At 57.6% G+C, this 22,042-nt stretch carries 19 protein-coding genes and 1 tRNA gene; 10 read left to right on the top strand and 10 right to left on the bottom strand.

From position 1 onward, the window contains the following. Positions 1–68 precede the first annotated feature (68 nt). A complete protein-coding gene (locus tag IQ241_RS06760; RefSeq protein ID WP_193905658.1) occupies positions 69–467 on the top strand; it encodes an allophanate hydrolase-related protein in 399 nt (132 codons plus the stop codon). 125 nt (positions 468–592) lie between these two features. After that, positions 593–2,851, top strand: coding sequence for an APC family permease (locus IQ241_RS06755; RefSeq protein WP_193905657.1), 2,259 nt, complete (start codon positions 593–595; stop codon positions 2,849–2,851). A gap of 9 nt (positions 2,852–2,860) precedes the next feature. Here the strand turns inward: IQ241_RS06755 and IQ241_RS06750 are convergent, their stop codons facing one another. Together IQ241_RS06750 and def are read right to left on the bottom strand one after the other, a co-directional pair. Continuing rightward, entirely contained in the window at positions 2,861–3,058 is a 198-nt protein-coding gene (locus IQ241_RS06750; RefSeq protein WP_193905656.1) for a hypothetical protein, read from the bottom strand. A 60-nt stretch (positions 3,059–3,118) separates the two neighbouring features. Next, positions 3,119–3,682, bottom strand: a complete 564-nt coding sequence (gene def / locus IQ241_RS06745) for a peptide deformylase (protein ID WP_193905655.1) — start codon at positions 3,680–3,682, stop codon at positions 3,119–3,121. A gap of 230 nt (positions 3,683–3,912) precedes the next feature. On the opposite strand from def, the gene IQ241_RS06740 reads away from it, so the two are divergent. Further along, on the top strand, positions 3,913–4,812 hold the full coding sequence (locus IQ241_RS06740; RefSeq protein WP_193905695.1) for a cell division protein FtsX: 900 nt from the start codon (positions 3,913–3,915) through the stop codon (positions 4,810–4,812). Between the two features lie 229 nt (positions 4,813–5,041). Here IQ241_RS06740 and psaC read toward each other — a convergent pair whose 3' ends face one another. Beyond that, positions 5,042–5,287 carry a photosystem I iron-sulfur center protein PsaC gene (psaC, locus tag IQ241_RS06735; RefSeq protein ID WP_193905654.1) on the bottom strand — a complete coding sequence of 82 codons (246 nt, stop codon included), beginning with the start codon at positions 5,285–5,287 and terminating at the stop codon, positions 5,042–5,044. A 424-nt stretch (positions 5,288–5,711) separates the two neighbouring features. Here psaC and acpP point away from each other — a divergent pair, with 424 nt between their 5' ends. From acpP to tkt, 3 genes are all read left to right on the top strand, one after another. Further along, positions 5,712–5,957, top strand: coding sequence for an acyl carrier protein (gene acpP / locus IQ241_RS06730; RefSeq protein ID WP_193905653.1), 246 nt, complete (start codon positions 5,712–5,714; stop codon positions 5,955–5,957). A gap of 84 nt (positions 5,958–6,041) precedes the next feature. Further along, on the top strand, positions 6,042–7,295 hold the full coding sequence (gene fabF, locus IQ241_RS06725; RefSeq protein ID WP_193905652.1) for a beta-ketoacyl-ACP synthase II: 1,254 nt from the start codon (positions 6,042–6,044) through the stop codon (positions 7,293–7,295). A 206-nt stretch (positions 7,296–7,501) separates the two neighbouring features. Next, a complete protein-coding gene (gene tkt, locus IQ241_RS06720; protein ID WP_193905651.1) occupies positions 7,502–9,508 on the top strand; it encodes a transketolase in 2,007 nt (668 codons plus the stop codon). Positions 9,509–9,635: 127 nt separating this feature from the next. Here the strand turns inward: tkt and puuE are convergent, their stop codons facing one another. The 3 genes from puuE to remA all read right to left on the bottom strand — a co-directional run bounded on the left by puuE (position 9,636) and on the right by remA (position 11,365). Then, positions 9,636–10,538: an allantoinase PuuE gene (gene puuE, locus IQ241_RS06715; protein WP_193905650.1), complete on the bottom strand. Its 903-nt coding sequence runs from the start codon at positions 10,536–10,538 to the stop codon at positions 9,636–9,638. Between the two features lie 9 nt (positions 10,539–10,547). Beyond that, positions 10,548–11,003: a SufE family protein gene (locus tag IQ241_RS06710; protein WP_193905649.1), complete on the bottom strand. Its 456-nt coding sequence runs from the start codon at positions 11,001–11,003 to the stop codon at positions 10,548–10,550. 98 nt (positions 11,004–11,101) lie between these two features. Further along, positions 11,102–11,365: an extracellular matrix/biofilm regulator RemA gene (remA, locus tag IQ241_RS06705; RefSeq protein WP_193905648.1), complete on the bottom strand. Its 264-nt coding sequence runs from the start codon at positions 11,363–11,365 to the stop codon at positions 11,102–11,104. Between the two features lie 227 nt (positions 11,366–11,592). Between remA and IQ241_RS06700 the strand changes: the two genes are divergently transcribed. The 4 genes from IQ241_RS06700 (at position 11,593) to IQ241_RS06685 (ending at position 15,208) form a co-directional block, all read left to right on the top strand. Then, positions 11,593–13,365 (top strand): Rqc2 family fibronectin-binding protein, encoded by a 1,773-nt coding sequence (locus IQ241_RS06700; RefSeq protein WP_193905647.1) that lies wholly within the window; start codon positions 11,593–11,595, stop codon positions 13,363–13,365. A gap of 174 nt (positions 13,366–13,539) precedes the next feature. Then, on the top strand, positions 13,540–14,532 hold the full coding sequence (gene dusA / locus IQ241_RS06695; RefSeq protein WP_193905646.1) for a tRNA dihydrouridine(20/20a) synthase DusA: 993 nt from the start codon (positions 13,540–13,542) through the stop codon (positions 14,530–14,532). A 29-nt stretch (positions 14,533–14,561) separates the two neighbouring features. Next, positions 14,562–15,077 (top strand): MarR family winged helix-turn-helix transcriptional regulator, encoded by a 516-nt coding sequence (locus IQ241_RS06690; protein WP_193905645.1) that lies wholly within the window; start codon positions 14,562–14,564, stop codon positions 15,075–15,077. A 58-nt stretch (positions 15,078–15,135) separates the two neighbouring features. Beyond that, a tRNA-Arg gene (locus IQ241_RS06685) sits at positions 15,136–15,208 on the top strand. 38 nt (positions 15,209–15,246) lie between these two features. Here IQ241_RS06685 and kaiC read toward each other — a convergent pair. The 4 genes from kaiC to metH form a co-directional block, all read right to left on the bottom strand. Further along, positions 15,247–16,806 (bottom strand): circadian clock protein KaiC, encoded by a 1,560-nt coding sequence (gene kaiC, locus IQ241_RS06680; protein WP_193905644.1) that lies wholly within the window; start codon positions 16,804–16,806, stop codon positions 15,247–15,249. 83 nt (positions 16,807–16,889) lie between these two features. Next, entirely contained in the window at positions 16,890–17,207 is a 318-nt protein-coding gene (gene kaiB / locus IQ241_RS06675; RefSeq protein ID WP_193905643.1) for a circadian clock protein KaiB, read from the bottom strand. A gap of 72 nt (positions 17,208–17,279) precedes the next feature. Then, complete coding sequence (locus IQ241_RS06670; protein ID WP_193905694.1) at positions 17,280–18,116, bottom strand: circadian clock protein KaiA; 837 nt, start codon at positions 18,114–18,116, stop codon at positions 17,280–17,282. 170 nt (positions 18,117–18,286) lie between these two features. Beyond that, complete coding sequence (gene metH, locus IQ241_RS06665; RefSeq protein WP_193905642.1) at positions 18,287–21,886, bottom strand: methionine synthase; 3,600 nt, start codon at positions 21,884–21,886, stop codon at positions 18,287–18,289. Between the last annotated feature and the right edge of the window lie 156 nt (positions 21,887–22,042).

Genomic DNA, 22,042 nt, shown 5'->3' with positions numbered 1-22,042 from the left:
GCCGGTCAGAAGCGTGCCGCAGCGGTCTAAAGGGTCTATTCTGTATCCTGTATTCTTTTTTAGTTTCTATGGCAGATACCACGACCGTCTTTATCTGCGGCTCTGCCCTGCGGGGCCAGCCCGACCACGCCAACCTCCAAGCTGCGACCTTTTTGCGCTCGGCTAAGACGGCGCCTAAGTATCGGATGCACTCAGTCAAGGACGGCTGGCATCCGGGCATCTATCAAGCCGAAGCAGGCGGTGTGGCGATTCCTGGCGAGCTCTACGAGATGACGCTGGCACAGTATGAGCACCTCAAGGCGAATGAGCCGCCTCACATGTATCCCGAAGCGGTGGAGCTGGCTGATGGGGGCAGCGCGATCGCGTTTCTCTATCCCAAGGCGCTGATCGACGAGCAGGGCTGGCCCGACATTTCTGACCACGGCGGCTGGGCGAACTACAAGGCCAATGCCAAAGCAGCCGGTTAGCGGGTAGCCCGTTCTCTAAACAGTTTGCCGGATTTAAGGCAGCCGGGTTTGGCTCTCAGCAGACAGCTTTCTGATCTCAAACGGTCTACACTTGATTTGTTTACAATCCTTCCTCTCCGAAGCCGATGGCCTCAAATCAATCTGAGAAAACCGCAGCTGTGGTCCAGCAGAACGAAGAAGCCGTTGGCTTAGGAACGTTTGGAGGCGTCTTTACGCCGTCAATTCTGACCATTCTGGGGGTGATTATGTACCTCCGGTTTGGCTGGGTTGTAGGCAACGTCGGGCTCTGGCAGGCGATGCTAATCGTCACCATTTCGACCGCGATTACGCTGCTGACCAGCCTTTCGATTAGCGCCATCGCCACCGATCAGGTGGTGCGGGCCGGTGGCGCCTACTATATGATCAGCCGCTCGCTGGGAATCGAGACCGGCGGCGCGGTGGGCATTCCGCTGTATTTCGCCCAGGCGCTGTCGGTAGCGCTCTACACCATCGGCTTTGCCGAAAGCGTCAATCGCATTTTTCCGGGCCTGAATTTAACGCTGGTGGCGCTGATTACCACCGTGCTGGTCACGGCGCTGGCGCTGATGTCTGCCGACTTTGCGATCAAGGCCCAGTACGTGATTATGGCCGCAATCGCGCTGTCCTTAATTTGCCTGGTGTTTGGCCATCAGGTTGTGCCAGCGTCAACCGATATTCCCCCAGCTGAGGAGCCGCTGGGGTTTGGGCCGGTGCTGGCGGTATTTTTCCCGGCGGTGACCGGGATCATGGCCGGGGTGAATATGTCGGGCGATCTGAAGGATCCGGTGCGGTCAATTCCCAAAGGTACCCTGGCCGCCGTCGGGGTGGGCTACGTGATCTATATGGTCATTCCCTTTTTCCTGGTGTACTACACCCGGGACAATCCCGACGCGCTGATCGCCGACCCGCTGGTGATGCGGCGGATTGCGCTCTGGGGCGACTCCGTTTTACTCGGCGTGTGGGGCGCGACTCTATCCAGCGCCATCGGCAGCATTCTAGGCGCTCCACGAGTTCTACAGGCCCTGGCCCGGGACGGCATTCTGCCCCGCTGGCTGCGCTGGATGGGGAACGGTCACGGCCCGACGGATGAGCCGCGACTGGGCACCCTGTTTACGCTGGGGCTGGCCCTGGCCGTGGTGGGCGTGGGTGACTTGAACGCGATCGCGCCCGTCCTGACGATGTTTTTCCTGACCACCTATATGGTGCTGAATGTCGCCGCTGGGATTGAGGGCTTCCTACAAAGTCCGTCTTTCCGACCCACGTTTAAGGTGCACTGGTCGCTGTCGGTGCTGGGCGCAGTAGCCTGCATCGGCATTATGTTCTTCATCAACGCCGTAGCCACCATCGCCGCCGCCGTGATCGTGCTGGGTATCTATATCTGGCTAGAGCGCCAGGAGATTCAGAGCACCTGGGGCGACGTTCGCCAGGGCATGTGGCTGACCCTGGTGCAGACCGGCCTGCTAAATATTGATGAGAGCCTCGATGCCAAGAACTGGCGGCCACATCTGCTGGTGCTCTCGGGCGCGCCGACGAAGCGCTGGCATCTGATTGAGCTGGCCCGGGCGCTCAGCCACAATCGCGGTCTGATTACCATCGCCAGCGTCTTGCCCAGCGGCTCTCGCAGCATTGCCCAGCAGGATGCGATGGAAGATACGATCAGCGACTATCTCAAACGCCACGGCATTCGCGCCTTTGTTAAGCTGATTACCGCCGAAAACCCCTATGCCGGAGCGGAGCGGCTGGTTGAAGCTTACGGCATCGGCCCGCTGGTCCCGAATACGGTCTTGCTGGGCGATACCGAAACCTCTGATCCCGAAAGCATCGAGCGCTATTGCAGCATTATTGCCAAATGTCACCAGGCTAAGCGCAACGTGGTAATTTACCGCGACGACCCACCCGAACAGCCCGACGAAAGGGCACTGCCCTTCTTTGGCTTGCGCAGCCCTAAAAAGCGAATTGATGTCTGGTGGGGCGGTCTTCAGTCCAACGGCGGCCTGATGCTGATTCTGGCCTACCTGCTGCGAACCAGCCGACGCTGGCGCTCGAATACTGAAATTTGCGTCAAGCTGGTGGTCCACAACGATGCGGCAGCCGAGGCAGCCCATGCCAACCTTGACAATCTAGCCGACCGGCTGCGAATCGGCGCCAAGTCTCAGGTGATTCTGGCAGAGGATCGTTCCTTTGATGATATTTTGCAAGAATCTTCGGCCTCTGCCGATATCGTATTTTTGGGGCTGGCTGCGCCCGATGATGATTTTGCCAGCTACTACCAGTCGTTACAGGCTCGGACGAGTAGCTTGCCCCCCACTGTCTTCGTGCTGGCCTCAGAGAATCTCGACTTTTCTGAAATGCTCGAAAAAGAATAGCGTTAGCCGCTACTGCTGATTGGCCCGGGCGTCTTTGACCGCGGCGACAAAGGCGGCGACTCCCAGCGGAATGCTCAGCCCTAGGACGAGGCTAGTCGGCAGCATCCCCCAGTCGGGCTGCCCCGACGACAGTTCAAAAATCGAGCCGACGGCGGCAATCCCGGCAATGCAGGAAACGGCTAAAAAGGCACCACTTTTAGGGGTCACGGGCGGCTCCAGGGATTAGGACAGGCCAATGGTTAGGCCGAATAGCAGACGCGATCGCGACTAGGCAATCTTATTAACATCTTTGGCAGAAAAGCCGCCCTTTTGCAATTCCTGGTTGAGCGCCAGCGCATTTTCAACCCGATCGACAAACATAATGCCGTTGAGGTGATCCATCTCATGTTGAATCACGCGGGCCAGCAGATCGCTGGCCGAAATCTTTTGCGGCCGCCCGGTTTCATCCTTAAAGCTGACTTCAATCGCGGCTGGGCGCACCACGTCTAGGTAGACGCCGGGAATGCTTAGGCAGCCTTCCTGGCCGGTGCAGATTTCTTTGCTGGCGCGCACAATTTTGGGATTGATCAGCACCAGCGCCGGAGTTGCCGCGTCTTCGGGGTCGGGATCTACCACCAGCATCTGCTTGTTGACTGCGACCTGGGGCGCGGCCAGCCCGATTCCATCCTCGCTGTACATGGTTTGCAGCATCTTCCGGGCCAGCTCGCGGATGTCGCCGTCTACTTTAGCAATCCGCTTGGCGGGCTGACGCAGGACGCGATCGCCCAGGTAGTGCAGAGCCAGCGGGGGCTGCTTTAGCTTTTTCTTTTCGACTTCAATCGCAGCGGCCATAGAGCAATCTTGAGTAGGTCATCCAATACTGTCTCTCTATCCTAGCAAGACAGCCTCTGCGATCGCGGGCCAATTTAGCCCACTCCGTTTCGGGAATTCCCACTGTTTTCCGCACAAACCCCGATTCCAATTCCGGCAATCTTGCTTATTCTTCTGGGTTTAGAGCTTTCAAGGTTTAGGGCTTTCTAGGCTTGGGAATTTTATCAGCCGCGATCGCGGGCGAGGCGACTATGCTAAATCTTAGCCAGGCAGCCTATCTGCTGCGAGAAACCGCGATCGGCATTCGCCGCGGCGGCTGGATGAACTGGGCTGCGGTCAGTACGATGACGGTCCTACTATTTTTATTTGGCATCAGTCTGCAAACCACCTGGCAGATTGAGGGGCTGCTCAACCACTTTGGCAGCCAGCTGGTGATTTCGGTCTACCTCGACAGCGGCATCGATGCGACCAGCCTGGTTGAGCCGATTCAAGCTCTGCCAACGGTCACCCAGGTAACGCCGGTTTCCAAAGAAGTAGCCTGGCAGCGGCTAACCGAAGAGCTGGGGATGACTGATGTGGCTGGTGCCGCCCAGCAGCTAAACGGCAATCCGCTGACCGATGAGCTCCGGGTCAAGGCCCGAACGGCTGACGCAGTGCCTCAGCTGGCGCAGCAGCTAGAAGGCATCCCCAGCGTCAGCGAAGTCCGCTATGTCACCGAAGCGATTCAGCGGCTGAGTGAGCTGCACCAGGGGCTGCGCTGGCTCAGTCTGGGCATCGTTAGCGTATTGAGCCTGACGGCGGCAGCCGTGATTACGACGACCATCCGTCTGATTGTGATGGCCCGGCGGCAGGAGATTGAGGTAATGCAGCTGGTCGGGGCGACCAGCCTATGGATTTATCTGCCTTTTTTGCTTCAGGGGGCGGCCTTTGGCCTGGCCGGGGCTGCCGTCGCCTGGGGACTGCTGCTGAGCATTCAGCAGTTTCTGCATCATTTGGCCGCCCAACCGCCTGACCTGGTGCAGTTTCTGGCTGACAGCCTGCAGCTGAGCTTAGGGCAAATTTTACTGCTGCCGCTGTCTCTGTTTGCCCTGGGTAGCGCGGTGGGGCTGGGGGGAAGTTTGATCGCAGTGCGGAAGCTGGCGCTGCGGTAGGGGGTAAACGCGATCGTTGGGGCCGGTTTGAAACCGGCCCTTACCTTGGGTGTTAGGGGTAGTGGGCCGGGTCTCCTTGCCTACGCGGCTATTGGATTCAGCTCGATTTTTGGTTTTAATTTGGCTTTAAATAAAAATAAACAAAATAAAAATTAAATCAAACAAAGCCCGATTTCAGTTTGACGAAATCGGGCTTTGTTTGTTTGATTTGGGTAAACCGGGCCGCTGTCTAGTAGGCCAGGCCCATGCTGCGGGTGGTCTCAGCGCCGAGGTAGACGCGAATGCTGAGGAAGTCGGTGGGGCAGGCGGTTTCGCATCGCTTGCAGCCAATGCAGTCTTCCGTCCGAGGGGAGGCAGCAATCTGACCGGCCTTACAGCCGTCCCAGGGCACCATCTCTAGAACGTCGAGGGGACAGGCCCGGACGCACTGAGTGCAGCCAATGCAGGTGTCGTAAATCTTAACTGAGTGAGACATTGAGTGAAGGCTCCAATAAAATCAAATGCCGCCAATATCGCGGACGGTCGGCGACTGAGGGCCTTCTGCATAGGGGCAAAAAGCGTCTGCTCACCAAGACCGTCGATAAGAGTGCTTCAATTGATCAACAGTTTATAGCGGAGCCTGCCGCTATACCGCTAGCAGCCCCCGAAAAAGTTATGGAATGTAATATTTTGGCGCTGGCCGATAGCGCATCGAGGTTCGAAAGATTTGGAATTTGGAAGGTCGGACCAGGCAGGGACAGCGTCGGGCAATCTGCGGGGATTGCGCTTTCCTCACCCGCTTTCCTATAAGATGAGGAAATGTCTGGCGTCAGAGCCTCTGACGATAGTCGGCCCGACGGGTGACTGAGAGGGCTGGTTTCCAGTCTGGACGTGATGTTTGCTGTTGAAGGAAAAGCGGTATGAGCCAAGACGACATCTTTGAAAAAGTTAAAAAAATCGTGGCTGAGCAGCTCGGCGTAGACGAAGCCGAAGTTAAACCCGAAGCGAGCTTTGCCAACGATCTCGGTGCCGATTCCCTAGACACCGTTGAGCTAGTGATGGCGCTAGAAGAGGAATTTGATATTGAAATTCCCGATGAGGCGGCTGAGGGCATTGGTACCGTTCAAGCTGCGGTTGACTTTATCAAAGAGAAAGCGGCTGCCTAAATTTCTGTCGCCCGCTCGAATCTGGCAGGCAGGTTTTAATCGCTTAAGCAGTTTGGGGGCTAGTCGTCCCGCGTTGAGAAAATCATGACAAATATAGAGAAAAAACGTGTTGTGATCACCGGTATGGGTGCTGTCACGCCCCTTGGCAACACCCTGGATGACTATTGGCAGGGTCTGCTCGGCGGTCGCAACGGCATTGGCTCAATCACGGCCTTCGATGCGTCTCAACATGCCTGTCAGATTGCGGGTGAAGTTAAGGATTTTGACCCGCTGGACTATGTCGATCGTAAGGAGGCCAAGCGGATGGATCGCTTTGCCCAGTTTGCGATCGCGGCTAGCAAGCAGGCTCTGGCCGATGCCCAGTTCGACATTACCGCCCTGAATGCCGAGCAGGTTGGCGTCATGATTGGCACCGGCGTCGGCGGCCTGAAGGTGATGGAAGACCAGCAGGAAATCTACCTCAATCGCGGTCCCAGCCGCTGTAGCCCCTTCATGGTGCCGATGATGATCGCCAATATGGCCGCCGGGCTGACGGCGATTCACACCGGTGCTAAAGGGCCAAATTCTTGCCCGGTGACCGCCTGCGCGGCCGGTTCCAACGCTATCGGCGACGCCTTTCGGCTGGTGCAGCAGGGCTATGCCCAAGCGATGATCTGTGGCGGCACGGAGTCGGCGGTGACGCCGCTGGCGATCGCGGGGTTTTCCTCGGCCCGCGCTGTCTCTACCCGCAATCACGAGCCCAGCCGGGCCAGCCGCCCGTTCGACCGCGATCGCGACGGCTTCGTCCTGGGCGAAGGCAGCGGCATCTTGCTGATTGAAGAACTCGAGCATGCGCTCAGCCGCGGTGCCCGAATCTACGCTGAGATTGTCGGCTACGGCATGACCTGCGACGCCTACCACATGACCGCCATCGTCCCCGGCGGCGAGGGCGCGGCCCGGGCCATGCAGATGGCGCTAAAAGACGCTGGCCTTTCCCCCAGCCAGGTGAGCTATATCAATGCCCATGGCACCAGTACCGCGGTCAACGACCCGAATGAAACCCAGGCGATTAAGACGGCTTTGGGCGATCATGCCTACCAGATTGCGGTCAGCTCCACCAAGTCGATGACTGGGCACCTACTCGGCGGTGCGGGGGGGATTGAAGCCGTCGCTTCGGCGATGGCAATCGCCCAAGGCCAGATTCCACCGACCGTCAATTTGGAGAACCCCGATCCTGAGTGCGACCTGGACTACGTGCCGAATCAGAGTCGGCAGCAGGCGCTGCAGGTAGCGCTGTCCAACTCCTTTGGCTTTGGCGGACACAACGTCACGCTAGCGTTTCGAAAGTATGACTCGTAGCGGTTTACGCTAGCTAAATAGTTGATTGGCCAATAGCCTGACAAATTAACCGGGCGTTAATTCTAGTGCATTGACTTAAGTGTATTAACTTAGTAGTGAAGTGTGAGCCGATGAGACACGCTTAATCTAAATTTAGATCCTGTCTGATATCAGAAGGGGAGACGCCCCTTTTGCTACCCCGTAAACGCTAATTAACCAGAGAGACTATGGCTGTCGCAACCCAATCCCTTGAAGCCCTGTGCATTAACTCAATTCGATTTTTGGCGGTGGATGCCGTCGAAAAGGCGAAGTCGGGGCATCCCGGTTTGCCCATGGGCGCTGCCCCTATGGCCTTCGTGCTGTGGGACCGCTTCATGCGCTACAACCCGAAGAATCCCAAGTGGTTTAACCGCGATCGCTTTGTCCTCTCGGCGGGGCACGGCTGTATGTTGCAGTACGCCCTGATGTACCTGACCGGCTATGACAGCGTCAGCATGGACGACATTAAGTCGTTCCGGCAGTGGGGCTCCCACGCGCCGGGCCACCCGGAGAATTTTGAGACCGAGGGCATCGAAGTGACCACCGGACCGCTGGGTCAGGGGATCTGCAACGGCGTTGGGCTGGCGATGGCTGAAGCGCATTTGGCTGCCCGGTTCAACAAGCCCGACTGTACGCTAGTCGATCACTACACCTACGTCATCCTGGGCGACGGCTGCAATATGGAGGGCGTGTCGGGCGAAGCCTGCTCGCTGGCCGGTCACCTGGGGCTGGGCAAGCTGATTGCCTTCTACGACGATAACCACATTTCCATTGACGGCTCGACCGACATTGCCTTTACCGAAGACGTCAGCAAGCGGTTTGAAGCCTACGGCTGGCACGTGCTGCACGTGGAAGATGGGAATGGGGATTTGGACGCGATCGCGGCCGCCATCGAAGAAGCGAAAAAGGTCACCGACCGCCCCACCATGATTAAGGTCACCACCATTATTGGCTACGGCTCGCCCAATAAGGCCAATACCGGCGGCATCCACGGCGCCGCCCTGGGAACTGATGAAGTCAAGGCCACCCGTGAAAATCTGGACTGGTCCTACGAGCCCTTTGAAATTCCGGATGATGCGCTCTCCCGGTTCCGTCAGGCGGTTGACCGCGGGGCCAGCTACGAAGCCGAGTGGGAAGAGGCCCTGGCCACCTATCGGACGAAGTATGCCGATGAAGCGGCTGAGTTCGAGCGGCTGCTGGCGGGTAAGCTGCCCGAGGGCTGGGAAAAGGCACTGCCGACCTATACGCCCGAGGATAAAAAGCTAGCGACCCGAAAAAATTCTGAAGCCACGCTCAACGCCCTGGCTGAGGTGCTGCCGGAGCTGCTCGGCGGCTCTGCTGACCTGACCCATTCCAACCTGACCGAGTTGGAGTGCTCAGGCACCTTCCAGAAGGGCGGTTATGAAAATCGTAATATTCACTTCGGCGTGCGGGAGCACGGCATGGGTGCAATCTGCAACGGCATGACCATGCACAACCCGGGCCTGCTGGTGTACTGTGCGACCTTCTTGGTCTTTACGGACTACATGCGCGGTGCAATTCGTCTGGCGGCGCTTTCTAAAGCGGGCGTGATCTACGTCATGACCCACGACTCGATTGGTCTAGGTGAAGACGGCCCCACCCACCAGCCGGTTGAGACCCTGGCTGCGCTGCGGGCGATTCCCAATCTCTACGTGATTCGTCCCGCTGACGGGAATGAGACCTCTGGGGCTTACAAGATTGCCGTTGAGAGCCGCAAGACCCCCACGCTGATGGCCTTCTCCCGGCAGGGCCTGCCCAATCTAGACGGCACCTCCATCGAAAACGTCGCCAAGGGGGCCTACGTGCTTTCCGACAGCGACGGTACACCTGACCTAATCCTGATTGGCACCGGCAGCGAAGTTCACCTCTGCGTTGAGGCCGCCGAAAAACTGCGTTCAGAGGGCAAAAAGGTGCGGGTCGTTTCCATGCCGTGCTGGGAACTCTTCGAAGCCCAGAGTGCCGACTACAAAGAGTCAGTTCTGCCCAAGGCCGTTACCAAGCGTCTGGCTGTGGAAGCAGCTTCCAGCTTCGGCTGGTGCCGCTACTACGGTGCGGAGGGCGATATGCTTAGCGTTGAGACCTTCGGCGCGTCAGCCCCCGGCGGCCTTGTGTTAGAGAAATTTGGCTATACGGTAGACAATGTCGTGACCAAAGCCAAGGCGCTGCTAGGCTAGCAGGCTGATACTAGCCGTCGCCGTTTTCCCCGGGCTGGCTTTATATAGAGCGAGCCCGGGGAAATTTTGTGTAATCTGAAGTTCGCCTGCTCAGCCGCTACGGGATGTGAGGATAACCCCGTTTCCGTCAGCTCAGGGCATGATGCTCGTACCAGTGACGGGCAATATCGACGCGGCGGCAAACCCAGACGGCCTCATGCTGCTGCACATAGTCTAAAAAACGAGCCAGGGCCGCCGTCCGACCCGGATGGCCGACTAAGCGGCAGTGCAGGCCGACGCTCATCATCTTCGGTGCGTCAGCCCCTTCGGCATAGAGGGTATCAAAGGCGTCGCGCAGGTAGGCAAAAAACTGATCGCCGGAGTTGAATCCCTGAACGGTGGCGAACCGCATATCGTTATTGTCCAGGGTGTAGGGAATAGTCAGGTGCGGCTGCTCAAAGCCAGGAGCCCAGTAGGGCAGGTCGTCAGCGTAGCTGTCGGAGTCGTAGAGAAAGCCACCCTCGGCAACGACGAGATATCGCGTATGGGAGCTGACCCGGCCCTGATAAAAGCCCAGCGGTCGGCTACCCGCGACCCGAGTATGAATTTCAACGGCCTGCTGAATATGGGCCTGCTCGGTTTCGGCGCCGACGTACTGATAATCAATCCAGCGGTAGCCGTGGCTAGCGATTTCCCAGTCGGCTTCGACCATGGCCGCGATCGCGGCCGGATTTCGCTCCATTGCCATGGCGACCGCAAACACCGTCACCGGCAGCTGCCGCTCGGTAAATAGCCGATGCAGCCGCCAGAATCCGGCCCGGCTGCCGTACTCGTACATCGACTCCATGTTTAGATTGCGCACGCCGTACAGCGGCTCCGCCCCGACGCTCTCTGACAAAAAGGCTTCCGAGGCCGGGTCGCCATGCAGAATGCAGTTTTCTCCACCCTCTTCGTAGTTGATCACAAACTGGAGGGCCAGGCGGGCTCCCTCAGGCCATTTCGGGTCGGGCGGCTTGCGGCCATAGCCAATCAGGTCTCTGGGGTAGTCCATCCAGTTCTCTCAGCCTTCAATGCTGGCAGTTTCAGGTTGCGAGTCTGAGAGAAAGGGTAGCACCTTTTTTTGCATCGTCTTGAAAATGTTATAGAACCCGTTGGCGCGGGAGGGCGTCAGGCTGACGTCGAGCTGGGTCTCCTGGATAAAGTCGGGCGACAGGCGAACCACCTCGGCAGGGGTCAGGTCGCTCAGGGCGTCGATCAGTAGGGCGACTAACCCTTTAGTGATCAACGCATCGGAGTCGCCCTGAAAATCGACTTTGCCGTCTGTCAGCGCAGCGGTGATATAGACCTGCGAGACACAGCCCGGCACCTTGTTCTCAGGGGTTTTCTCAGCGGTGGGAAAATCGTCTAGCCGTTTGGCGTACCACAGCAGCTGTTCGTAGCGGCGCTTGGGATCGGTGATGCGTTGAAAACGCCTGACGATTTTGTCGAGCTTGGCGGGGCGAGACGAATCGGACATGGGATCTTGTAGACGGGTGACAAGGGCTGGACGCTGAGAGCGACCATGCCTATTGTAGTCTCCTCATCTGGCTGAGTTCTAGATTGACCCGTACCGACTCAGGCTTCTGCGGCAAACTCCTTCTGGGCTACAAAGCGATTGGCGACCGTCTCCGGCTGAATCGCCGACAGAATGATGTGGCCAGAGTCGGTAATCATCACCGCCCGGGTGCGGCGTCCGTAGGTGGCGTCTACCAGCTGGCCACGCTCTCGGGCGTCTGAGACGATGCGCTTGATCGGAGCTGACTCGGGGCTAACGATCGCGACGACCCGATTGGCTGCGACAATGTTGCCGAATCCGATATTGATAAGCTTAATATCCATGACTGATGGCACTCAAGCATTTATGGCACTCAAGCCGCGAAGGTACCGGGAATTGAACCCAACCGAAAATCGATGGCTCAATAGTAGCGAAAAAAAAATGCGCCCCTAGCCTTTCAAAGGGCTTAAATCCGCGAAATATTGTCCAAAAGGCGCTTTTTATTCCGTTTTACCCCGACTTACAATGGGAAATAGCCCTGTCCTTTCTGCAATCTTTCTGGGAAACGTCTGTGCAACCGGTTGACTTTACTACCCTGGCGGCGGCTTGCCACGAGCTGCGATCGCGCTGGCTACCGGCCCGCTGTGAGCAGGTGTATCAGCGCGATCGCTTTACCCTCTGCGTTGCCCTACGTACCCTAGAGCAGCGCGGCTGGCTCACCCTGTCCTGGCATCCCCAGGCGGCTCGGCTGCACATGGGGCCACCGCCGCCGCGTCAGCCCGACACCTTCACCTTTAGCCAGCAGCTGAAGCATCAGCTGAACGGGTTGGCGCTCACCCAGATCGAACCGATTGCGCCCTGGGAGCGGGCCTTTGACCTGCAGTTTGCCCGTCGCCCCGACGAACCGGCCCTGTGGCATCTCTATGTCGAAGTGATGGGCAAGTACAGCAACGTCATCCTCACCCAGGCCGACCAGCGCATTGTCACCGCTGCCCATCAGGTGAGCGAGCAGCAGTCCAGCGTCCGCCCGATTCAGACCGGTCGGCTCTATCAGCCGCCGCCGCCGATCGCCGGTCGGCTGCCTCGGCTAGAAGAAGCCTTTGACGACTGGCAGGACCGGGTTAGCCTGATCCCCGGCAGGCTGAAGAAAATGCTGGCTAAAGCCTATAGCGGCCTCAGCTCCGCCATCGTCAGCCAGATAATCCAGGCGGCAAAGCTCGACCCCGACCAGAGTACCGACAGCCTCAGCCCAGCGGACTGGCAGCGGCTGTACGACTGCTGGCAGTCCTGGCTGTATCGGCTGCGCGATCGCGACTTTACGCCAGGCTGGAGGGAAACGGGCTATACCGTCATGGGCTGGGGTCTGCAAACGCCCGCGCCCGACGTTCAAACCCTGCTGCAGCAGTACTACCGACAGCAGCTCAACCAGGAAGCCTTTAGCCGCCTGCACCATCAGCTCAGTCAAAAACTCAAAAACCAGCTGGCTAAGCTACGGCAGAAAGCCGACACCTTTGCCCAGCGGCTGCATCAGTCCGACGCGGCAGAAGCCTACCGACAAAAGGCCGACCTGCTGATGGCCCATTTGCAAGACTGGCAGCCGGGCATGCAGTCCCTGGTGCTGGCTGATTTTGAGACCGGTGAGCCGGTGACGCTCCAGCTCAACCCTGAAAAGAATGCGGTACAAAACGCCCAGGCCCTCTACAAGCAGCACCAAAAGCTCAAACGCGCCCGCCTGGCCGTCGCGCCGCTGCTGGCCGAGGTGACTGCCGAAGTTCGCTACCTCGAGCAGGTCGAAGCGGCACTCTGGCAGAGCGCTGTCTATGAAACCGAAGCGGACCTGGAAGCGCTGGAAGAAATGCGCGATGAGCTGGTGCAGCAGGACTATCTAGCCGATTCCAGAGACGCAGGCCGCGCGGCTAAAGCTGACAGCGCTAGCCAATTCCATCGCTACCGGACCCCCGACGGAGTGGAGCTGCTGGTCGGGCGGAACAATCGGCAGAATGAGGAGCTCACCTTCAAGCAGGCGACCGACTACGATCTGTGGCTCCATACGCAAGAGATTCCCGGCAGCCACGTGCTGCTGCGGCTCGATCCCGGGGCGGTGGCTAGCGATCAGACGCTCCAATTCGCCGCTGACTTTGCCGCTTACTACAGCCGCGCCCATCAGGCCGACCAGGTGCCCGTGGTCTACACTGAGCCCAAGCATGTTTATAAACCGAAAGGGGCGCATCCGGGCATGGTGATCTACAGACAGGAACGAGTACTGTGGGGTCAGCCTCAGCGAGCCTTGGCCTACTTGCAGCAGTCCGCCGTTCAGGATTCAGCTCAGCCCTCGCTAGTCTGACCGGTAGGGCAGTGATATCAGCTTAACCCAGGTTTTTGAGCCGATTCCCCGTCTACAAAGAGCTGGAGCTCGCAGAAAAGTCTTGACCGCCGGCTGCGTACCTGGCCTGAAATAGTGAAAGGCCCTTTTTCCCTATCTCATCCTTAATATCTTTAATATATTGTTCGACGACCCATGCTCTCCGACCGACCCTATCCGCTCAGCATTGCGCCGATGATGGATCGCACCGACCGTCACTACCGCTATTTCATGCGGCAGATCACGCGGCGGACGCTACTCTATACCGAAATGGTGACCAGCGCGGCAATTGAGTATGGCGATCGCGACCGGCTGTTGGGCTTTACCCCCGACGAAAAACCGCTGGTGCTCCAGGTCGGCGGCGACGATCCCCAAGCCCTGGCCCGGTGCGCCCAAATTGCCGCCGCGCGGGGCTATGACGAAATTAACCTGAACGTGGGCTGCCCCAGCAGTCGGGTGCAGGACGGCAACTTTGGGGCCTGTCTGATGGCCCAGCCCCAGCGCGTCGCCGACTGCGTGGCGGCGATGATGGCAGCAGCCCCGATTCCCGTGAGCGTGAAACATCGGATTGGGATTGACGATCGCGATCGCTACGAAGACATGGCCAATTTTGTCAGCGCGGTTGCTGCGACCGGCTGCCGGCGCTTCACCGTCCATGCCCGCAAAGCCTGGCTGCAGGGACTCAGCCCTAAGGACAACCGCACCGTCCCGCCGCTGCGCTACGCCGACGTGCATCGGCTAAAGCAGGACTTTCCCTACCTGTGGATCGAGGTCAACGGCGGCTTTCTCAGCCTGGGGCAGGCTCAGGCCCAGCTGCCAAGCGTAGATGCGGTAATGATTGGCCGCGCTGCCTATGACAATCCCTATCAGTTTGCCGCCGCCGACTCGCTTTTCTTCGGTGACCGTTCAGCACCGCCCAGCCGGACTCAGGTCGTGCAGGCAATGCTGCCCTACATCGACTACTGGCTGAGCCGGGGCACCAAGCTCAGCAGCATCACCCGTCATCTGCTCCAGCTCTTTTTTGGTCAGCCTGGCAGCCGGATTTGGAAGCGGTCTATTACTGAGAACGCCAGCAAGCCCGGAGCCGGGGCCGAAGTCGTGGAGGCGGCGCTGCAAAAGGTCCTCGCCGTAGCGACCAAAGTTGTATAGTCAACGGTGACGCTAGCCGGTGCCGATGGATGCCTTCAGGAACTGCCCGCGCGATCGCGCAAACGATGACTCAGCAGTGCATTGCTCGTCGTCTGCGCCAGGTTAATCGGAGGGTCACCCGACTCTATGACGATGCCCTACGACCCTACGGGCTAACGGTTAATCAGCTCCATATTCTGGCCGTAGTCATTGACCAGGGTCAAATCCGGCCTGGTCAGCTGGGACAAATTTTGGGGATGGAAAAGTCAACCGTCAGCCGAACCGTAGACCGGATGGTTAAGAAAGCCTGGCTGCAAATTATGCCGGGCCAGGATGGACGCACTCAGCTGCTCAGCGCTACGCCCCAGGGTCGCCAGCTGCTCCAGACAACCGCTCCCGTTTGGGAAACGCTACAGGCAGGCGTCCTAGATTCGCTGTCAGCGGGCGGTCAAGACCTATTGCAGGGCTTGGGTTTAGGCCACGAGGGAGCGATCGCCGCAGCTGATGATAACGACAGCTTTGACGCTGGTTTCGCGACGGATGCCGCAGATTTTTATGGAAATTAGCCCTAGAGCGCCTAAGCGCAATGCTAGAATGCTAACACCCGAGAGCGATCGCTCCCGAGGGCATGTAGCTCAGTGGATAGAGCATCAGATTCCGGTTCTGAGGGTCGGGGGTTCGAATCCCTCCATGCTCGTTGGTTTAATCTTGCTATTCAGGCGCAGGCTATCTTAGCTATAGTCTGCGATCTTCGCCTGGTATGCTCTGAACGCCCTGAACGATGCGGGACAGCTCGCTCTTCTCATCGACTGAAATTCGAGTGGGCGAGCCGCTGATAATTCGCTCCAGATTGCGGAAGGAATCTTTGATTTCTGGCCCATTGTCTCGAATGGTATATTCCCGAATGGCCTTGTCATGCCAGGAACCGCGCATCTTGAAAACGTTTATCGCCCGCGACATTTCTCCCCGAATTTCGACATATTGCAGCATCAGGATGGTGTCGGTGATGGTCGAGATATGGGAGTCGGTAATCGAATGGGAGCCCATAAACTGCTCTGTGGTGTTAGTAAAAAAGCCTGTAATCTCCTCCTGCTTGGCGAAGCCGGTGACGCCGATCACGAACTGTCTGAAGGAATTATTGCTGACCCCCCGATCCAACGCTGACAGGGAGTCAATGGCAATTCGCCCGGGCTTAAACTGGGCGATTTCAGACTTGATGATTTGAAGGTGGTCTTCCAGCCCGGCTGACTCTGGATAGGCACAGATAATTTTCAGCAGCCCCTGCCGCTCTAGCTCCTCAAAGTCAATGCCCCAAGATGACGCATTGCGGGAGAGCTGTGCCCGTGATTCTTCGTAGGCAAACAGGATCGTCCTTTCTCCGTTGCGACAGCCTTCTTCTAAAAACTTGCTCACCAGTAGCGTCTTGCCCGTTCCCGTGGCGCCCGTCGCTAGAATAATCGAGTCTCGGAAGAAGCCGCCGCCGCACATTTTGTCGAGCGCCTCAACGCCGGAAGAAACCCGCGTATTTGAAGAGCGCTGGGTCAGCCGCATAGCTCCCAAGGGGAAGATATTGATCCCCTGATCGGTCATCGTAAACGGGTACTCGCCTTTCATGTGGGTCGTGCCCCGCAGCTTGAGAATTTCCAGCGTCCGGCGACGGCGCTCTCCTTCTAGAGCATTACGGACGATGACCACATTGTCAGAGACGAATTCTTCCACCCCAAAACGGGCAATCGGGCCGTATTCTTCCACCCGCTCGGTTGTCATCAGCGTCGTTACGCCCATCTGCTTCAGGCGCGCCACCAGGCGAAAAATTTCACGCCGCACGATCCCGGCTGAGTCATACTGCTGAAAAACGGACGTGATTGAATCAATCGAAACGCGCTTTGCGCCGTACTTGCCGATCGCATATCGAATCCGCTCAATTAGCCCTGAAAGATCGAAGTCACCGACCACCTCATGGCCCTCGGGATCGGGAGAAGCATCTAAAACAAACAGCTTGCCGTCGTCGAGCAGCTGCTGTAAATCCCAGCCAAAACTGTGGGCATTTTTGATGATATCGGTCGGAGATTCCTCAAAGGTGATGAAAACGCCGGGCTCGTCAAAGTGAATAATCCCGTTATATAAAAACTGGACGGCCATCAGGGTTTTGCCTGTGCCTGAGGTGCCGCTGACCAGAGTGGAGCGACCTACCGGTAAGCCACCATGGCTGATGTCATCAAACCCCTCAATCATGGTGCGAATTTTGTGAACCCCTTTGATCGGTGTTGATGTGTTGGGGGACAGTTGACTCATAGCAGGTCGGAGGGAAGAGGCTGGGGTTGACTAGGGGTTCTAACTAAGGGTTGGCGGGGTCGAAAATTTGATGGGAAGGTTTGTTAGGAGTAAAGCGATTCGTCCTCTAGCAACTCATCATAGAGAAGATCAAGCCCAATCAAAACCCTTTCGCGGTCGGAAAGGTCGCCAATAATTTTACGGACGGGTGGGGGCAGAATTTTCGATAGGGTAGGCGTCGCCAGGATTTTATCTTCTTCAGCCAGCTGAGGATTTTTGAGGACGTCGATAACTTTTAGCGCATAGACGCCTTGAAACTCCTGATCCAGAATATTATTCAGCATCTTTAATGCCCGAATAGAGTTGGGCGTATTGCCGGCTACGTAGAGCTTTAAAATGTATGTTTTCTTTGAAGCGACCATAAACTAGCCCACAATATCGGTTAGATCAGCTGACTGCGAAGGGATACGCTTCGCCCAATCTATCACCCCTCATCACTCCCGTGGGATTGAGCGCCGATACATTTCACAGAGATGAGCGATTAAGTCAATTAGCGTTAGGCGATAGTCTAGTAAGATTTCTTCGTTTCGCCCTTCGAGCTGAAGCTGTTTGGAGAACTCGTCGATCAGTTCCATATGAATTTCAACAATTTGCGAAATTGAAATATCGGCAAAAAAGGCAACATTAACGAAGTCATCAATTTTTTGATTGAGCGTATCATCTTGAGAGAAATAAATCAAAATGATGTGCCGGTAGTCCTGACGCAGCTTATTTAAAAATTCATCCCGTTCTAAAACGGACACACTGCGCAGAAAGTTCCTGGGATTACGCTTGTAGTAAACGCCTAGATAGCCTAGTCGCTCTTTTAGCTTCTCAGAAAGCCGCTGCTGTTGCAGACTCAGGAGAAATAGCCGATGGTCCGGCGCAGAAAGTTCGGCTTGAGATGAACCGGGTACCGCAGGCAGCTTTAAAAATCGATCGACCGCTTTGTGAATCGACTTTTCCAAATCTGCCAGCTCGTCGGCTGCGAGTTTGATCACTGCTTCATGGTAGGCCTGGTCTAGCTCAGCGGCCCGCCGTTCGGATTCTACAATCAGCGTGGGTAGCAGGATATCACGCTGCTGAAGCTCGATTAAGCTCTCGTAGACGACAGAATGCTGCTGCAAAATTAAGCAGTCAATCTGATGCCGATTATCAATTGCCCAGTCCAGAAAATCCGCTGAATTCTCACTCCAGCTCACTACAAACCTGCTGTGGGAAAGCGGTTCGCGCAGCGTTTCCGCCAGTGATTCGGACGGAATAAAAATTCCAATGAGTAGCTGTGCTGTCAATGGATTCAAATCTGAAACTTCAATAAAGGGGCGTAGTCCTTCAGTACTCTATAACTTCAGCTGCCGTTCTGAAAATGGCACTGTCTGTAACCGCTAGCGCTGAATGAGAAGAGTGGGTCAAAATGTTACATTGCTTAATATAGATGTTATGAGTATAGACCCTAATGTCTCTAAGCGCTGAAGTACTTTGCCTCAGAGTGATAGGTGACGATCGCGGTTGTAGACTGCTCTGGGTAAAGCTGCTCGCTTTCGTCCATATGCAGCCCGATCCGCTCGGCTCCTAGCAGCTCTAGCTGCCGGAACTGGTCGTGAATGCGGGGACAGGCCGGATAGCCAAAGCTGTAGCGCGAGCCCCGGTAGCGCTGCGCTAGCACGTCGCGGAGGCTTTCGGGTTCTTCGTTAGCAAAGCCCAGCTCCCGGCGAATGCGGGCGTGGGTCCATTCGGCCAGGGCTTCGGCCACCTGTACGGCCAGACCGTGGAAGTAGAGATAGTCGGTGTACTGGTCGTTGGCAAAGAGCTGCTGCGCCACCTCCGTCGCAATTTCACCGACGGTCACCGCCTGCATGGGAAAGACGTCATACTGCCCCGGCTGGGCTGCGGCTTTGGGCAGGAAAAAGTCGGCAATGCAGAGGCGACGGAGCGATCGCTGCCGGGGAAATTCAAACACCGCGATCGCGTCTGCCGATTCCTCAGCCTGAGCCGCCGCCGGATCGTAAATGTGCAGCCGATTGCCCTCGGCCAGACAGGGAAAATAGCCGTACACCCCCTGGGGCTGGAGCAGCGCTTCGGCCTCAACCCGCCGCTGCCACTCGGTCAGAATCGGGTAGACCTTTTCGGCCAGAAATTCATCGTACTCGGCTCGCGTCTGGTCTTTGGGCTTGCGGAACTGCCACTGCCCGGCAATCAGCGCCTGCAAGTCGAGATAGCTGAACACCTCTGTCAGCGGAATGTCCTGCTCAGACAGCACCTGCGTGCCCCAAAAGGGCGGGGCGGGGCGGTCGATGTCGATTGCGATCGCGTCCGAGCGGCGCTCATCAATTACCTGCGTCGCGGGCGGAACGGTGGGGTCAGCAGCATCGCCCGACCTGACGGTTGCGTGCTGAGGCGTTGGGGTGGGAGCATCACTCTCCGGCTCGGTTAAGAATCCCTGGATATCGTCCCATTCGCCTGCCTGCTTAGCGGGCATCAGCTCGTCCATAAAGTGCAGGTCGGCGAAGGCATCTTTGCCATAGATTACCCGGCCCTGATAGGTCTGCTGACAGTCCTGATAGACAAACTTGGGCGTCAGGGCCGCTCCGCCCAGGATTACCGGCACCGTGATCCCCTGGTCGTTAAACACGGCTAGATTTTCTTTCATAAAGGCGGTCGATTTCACCAGCAGGCCGCTCATAGCGATGCAGTCGGCCCCGTGCTCCCGGTAGGCGGTAATGATATTGTCTACCGGCTGCTTGATCCCCAGATTCACCACCTTGTAGCCGTTATTCGACAGGATGATGTCTACCAGGTTTTTGCCAATGTCGTGGACGTCGCCCTTAACCGTGGCGATCACCACCGTACCCTTGCCACTGCCGTTACTATCGGCCTTGTCCATGTAGGGTTCTAGATGGGCGACCGCCGCCTTCATCGTCTGAGCCGACTGGAGCACGAAGGGCAGCTGCATCTGCCCCGAGCCGAACAGCTCTCCCACCACTTTCATGCCGTCGAGCAAAAAGGTGTTGATAATGTCCAGCGGCGCGTATTTCTCCCGCGCTCTCTCCAGCTGCTCCTCCAGTCCGATCCGCTCGCCGTCAATAATGTGATTCTTCAGCCGCTCCTCCACCGGCAGAGTTTCATCCGAGGCCGACTTCATCTGCCGGGTTGACTTGCCTTCAAACAGCGTCGTCAGCTTAGTCAGGGGATCGTAGGTGCAGGCTTCGCCGGTAAACTGGCGGCGATCGTCAATTAGGTCGCGGCAGAGGGCCTGATGCTCGGGTTCAATTTTGGCCAGCGGTAGAATTTTGCTGGCGCTGATGATGGCGGCGTCCATCCCAGCCGCGATCGCGTCGTGCAAAAACACCGAATTCAGCGTCACCCGCGCCGCTGGGCTAAGACCGAAGGAGACGTTCGACACGCCCAGGACGATGTGGCATCCCGGCAGGTTCGAGCGAATCTGGCGAATCGCTTCGATCGTCTCCCTGGCGTTCACCCGGTCTTCTTCAATGCCGGTGGAAATCGGCAGGGCCAGCGGGTCAAAGAAAATTTCGTAGGGCGGCAGGCCGTACTCTACCGCGGCTCGGTAGGCCCGCTGGGCGATTTCAAACTTTTTGCTGGCGCTGCGAGCCATACCGTCTTCGTCGATTGTGCCGACAACGATGCCCGCACCGTAGCGCTTAGCCAGCTGCAGCAGCTTAAAGAAGCGCTCCTCCCCATCCTCATAGTTGGTCGAATTGAGGATACATTTGCCGCCTGCGACCTTGAGCCCCGCCTCCATTTTTTGCCATTCGGTGGAGTCGAGCATCAGCGGCAGGGTGACGTTGGTGACCAGCCGCGAAACCAGCTCACGCATATCGCGATCGCCGTCTCGACCCACGTAGTCCACGTTGACGTCGAGCATATGTGCCCCCTCTTTGACCTGGGCTTTGGCCAAAGCTACTAGGCCGTCCCAGTCTTCGGCGTTCAGCAGTTCGCGGCATTTTTTAGAGCCGCTGGCGTTGAGCCGCTCGCCGATGATCAGAAAAGAGTTGTCCTGCTCGTAGGGCTGGGGGCTATAGATCGAGGCGGCTGAGGGCTGGTAGGCGAGCCCACCGTAGGGCGGCAGCTCGCTGCGGCCTCCAACCTGCCGGGGCTTGGCTCGCAGCCCTCGGGAGAGTTCGGCCAGCTGGGCAATGTGGTCGGCTCGGGTGCCGCAGCAGCCGCCGATCACCTGCACGCCCAGGTCTTCGATAAAGTGCATCAGGGACATCCGCAGCTCCATCGGCGTCAGCCGATAGTGAGCCTGGCCGCCGACGTTTTCCGGCAGGCCCGCGTTGGGAATGCAGGAGATGACGAAGGGTGAGCTTTCTGACAGATATTTAATATGCTCCTTCATCAGGTCGGGGCCGGTGGCGCAGTTGAGGCCCAGAATATTGATCGGGTAGGGTTCCAAAATGGTGAGGGCGGCGCTAATTTCAGAGCCGACCAGCATCGTCCCCTGCTGCTCTACCGTCACCGACACCATCAGCGGCAGCCGTTCGCCTTTGCGGGCAAAGACTTCCTCAATCGCGTTCAGGGCCGCCTTGATCTGGAGCACGTCCTGGCAGGTTTCGACGATTAGCAGGTCGGCTCCGCCGTCGTAGAGTCCCTCGGCCTGCTCAGCGTAGGCCGCCTTGAGCGAGTCAAAGTCAATATGGCCCAGGGTTGGCAGCTTTGTCCCCGGCCCCATAGAACCGGCGACAAAACGCGGTTTTTCGGGAGTCGAGTATTCAACCGCGACCTGCTTAGCAAGTTCAGCTGCCTTCTTGTTCAGCGCATAGGCCCGGTCGGCCAGGTCATATTCCGCCAGGACGATTGAGGTCGCGCCAAAGGTATCCGTCTCGATCACATCGGCCCCGGCTTCTAGAAAGCTGCGATGGACTTTCTCAACCGCTTCCGGCTGGGTCTCGACCAGATACTCGTTGCAGCCCTCATACTCGGCGCCACCAAAGTCCGCCGCCGTCAGCTGCTGCGACTGGAGCGACGTGCCCATCGCGCCGTCAAAGACGAGAACGGGACGCTCCGGGCTGTGCAGACGGTTGAGGAAGGTGCTTTTCATAGGAGTGGTGCTGGATAAGGGCTCAGGCAGCTGCGCTTGTAAGGCGTTCTATCTATATTAATTGCCTCCCTAAAGTTTCTTAGCGTTTTAGTCGATGTCGATTCAGAAGTTCCGTTAGAGTAAAGGCATCGACGATTCGCTTGAACTCTACGAAGC

The sequence above is a fragment of the Vasconcelosia minhoensis LEGE 07310 genome (assembly GCF_015207255.1).
Lineage (GTDB): Bacteria > Cyanobacteriota > Cyanobacteriia > Phormidesmidales > Phormidesmidaceae > Vasconcelosia > Vasconcelosia minhoensis.
This window is presented reverse-complemented; position numbering and strand designations above follow the sequence as displayed.

What these genes read in the sequence shown, in the direction of transcription:
- IQ241_RS06760 (WP_193905658.1), top strand. Translation starts at nt 69, where the DNA reads ATGGCAGATACCACGACCGTCTTTATCTGCGGCTCTGCCCTGCGGGGC.
- IQ241_RS06755 (WP_193905657.1), top strand. Translation starts at nt 593, where the DNA reads ATGGCCTCAAATCAATCTGAGAAAACCGCAGCTGTGGTCCAGCAGAAC.
- def (WP_193905655.1), bottom strand. Translation starts at nt 3,682, where the DNA reads ATGGCCGCTGCGATTGAAGTCGAAAAGAAAAAGCTAAAGCAGCCCCCG.
- IQ241_RS06740 (WP_193905695.1), top strand. Translation starts at nt 3,913, where the DNA reads ATGCTAAATCTTAGCCAGGCAGCCTATCTGCTGCGAGAAACCGCGATC.
- psaC (WP_193905654.1), bottom strand. Translation starts at nt 5,287, where the DNA reads ATGTCTCACTCAGTTAAGATTTACGACACCTGCATTGGCTGCACTCAG.
- acpP (WP_193905653.1), top strand. Translation starts at nt 5,712, where the DNA reads ATGAGCCAAGACGACATCTTTGAAAAAGTTAAAAAAATCGTGGCTGAG.
- fabF (WP_193905652.1), top strand. Translation starts at nt 6,042, where the DNA reads ATGACAAATATAGAGAAAAAACGTGTTGTGATCACCGGTATGGGTGCT.
- tkt (WP_193905651.1), top strand. Translation starts at nt 7,502, where the DNA reads ATGGCTGTCGCAACCCAATCCCTTGAAGCCCTGTGCATTAACTCAATT.
- puuE (WP_193905650.1), bottom strand. Translation starts at nt 10,538, where the DNA reads ATGGACTACCCCAGAGACCTGATTGGCTATGGCCGCAAGCCGCCCGAC.
- IQ241_RS06710 (WP_193905649.1), bottom strand. Translation starts at nt 11,003, where the DNA reads ATGTCCGATTCGTCTCGCCCCGCCAAGCTCGACAAAATCGTCAGGCGT.
- remA (WP_193905648.1), bottom strand. Translation starts at nt 11,365, where the DNA reads ATGGATATTAAGCTTATCAATATCGGATTCGGCAACATTGTCGCAGCC.
- dusA (WP_193905646.1), top strand. Translation starts at nt 13,540, where the DNA reads ATGCTCTCCGACCGACCCTATCCGCTCAGCATTGCGCCGATGATGGAT.
- IQ241_RS06690 (WP_193905645.1), top strand. Translation starts at nt 14,562, where the DNA reads ATGCCTTCAGGAACTGCCCGCGCGATCGCGCAAACGATGACTCAGCAG.
- kaiC (WP_193905644.1), bottom strand. Translation starts at nt 16,806, where the DNA reads ATGAGTCAACTGTCCCCCAACACATCAACACCGATCAAAGGGGTTCAC.
- kaiB (WP_193905643.1), bottom strand. Translation starts at nt 17,207, where the DNA reads ATGGTCGCTTCAAAGAAAACATACATTTTAAAGCTCTACGTAGCCGGC.
- metH (WP_193905642.1), bottom strand. Translation starts at nt 21,886, where the DNA reads ATGAAAAGCACCTTCCTCAACCGTCTGCACAGCCCGGAGCGTCCCGTT.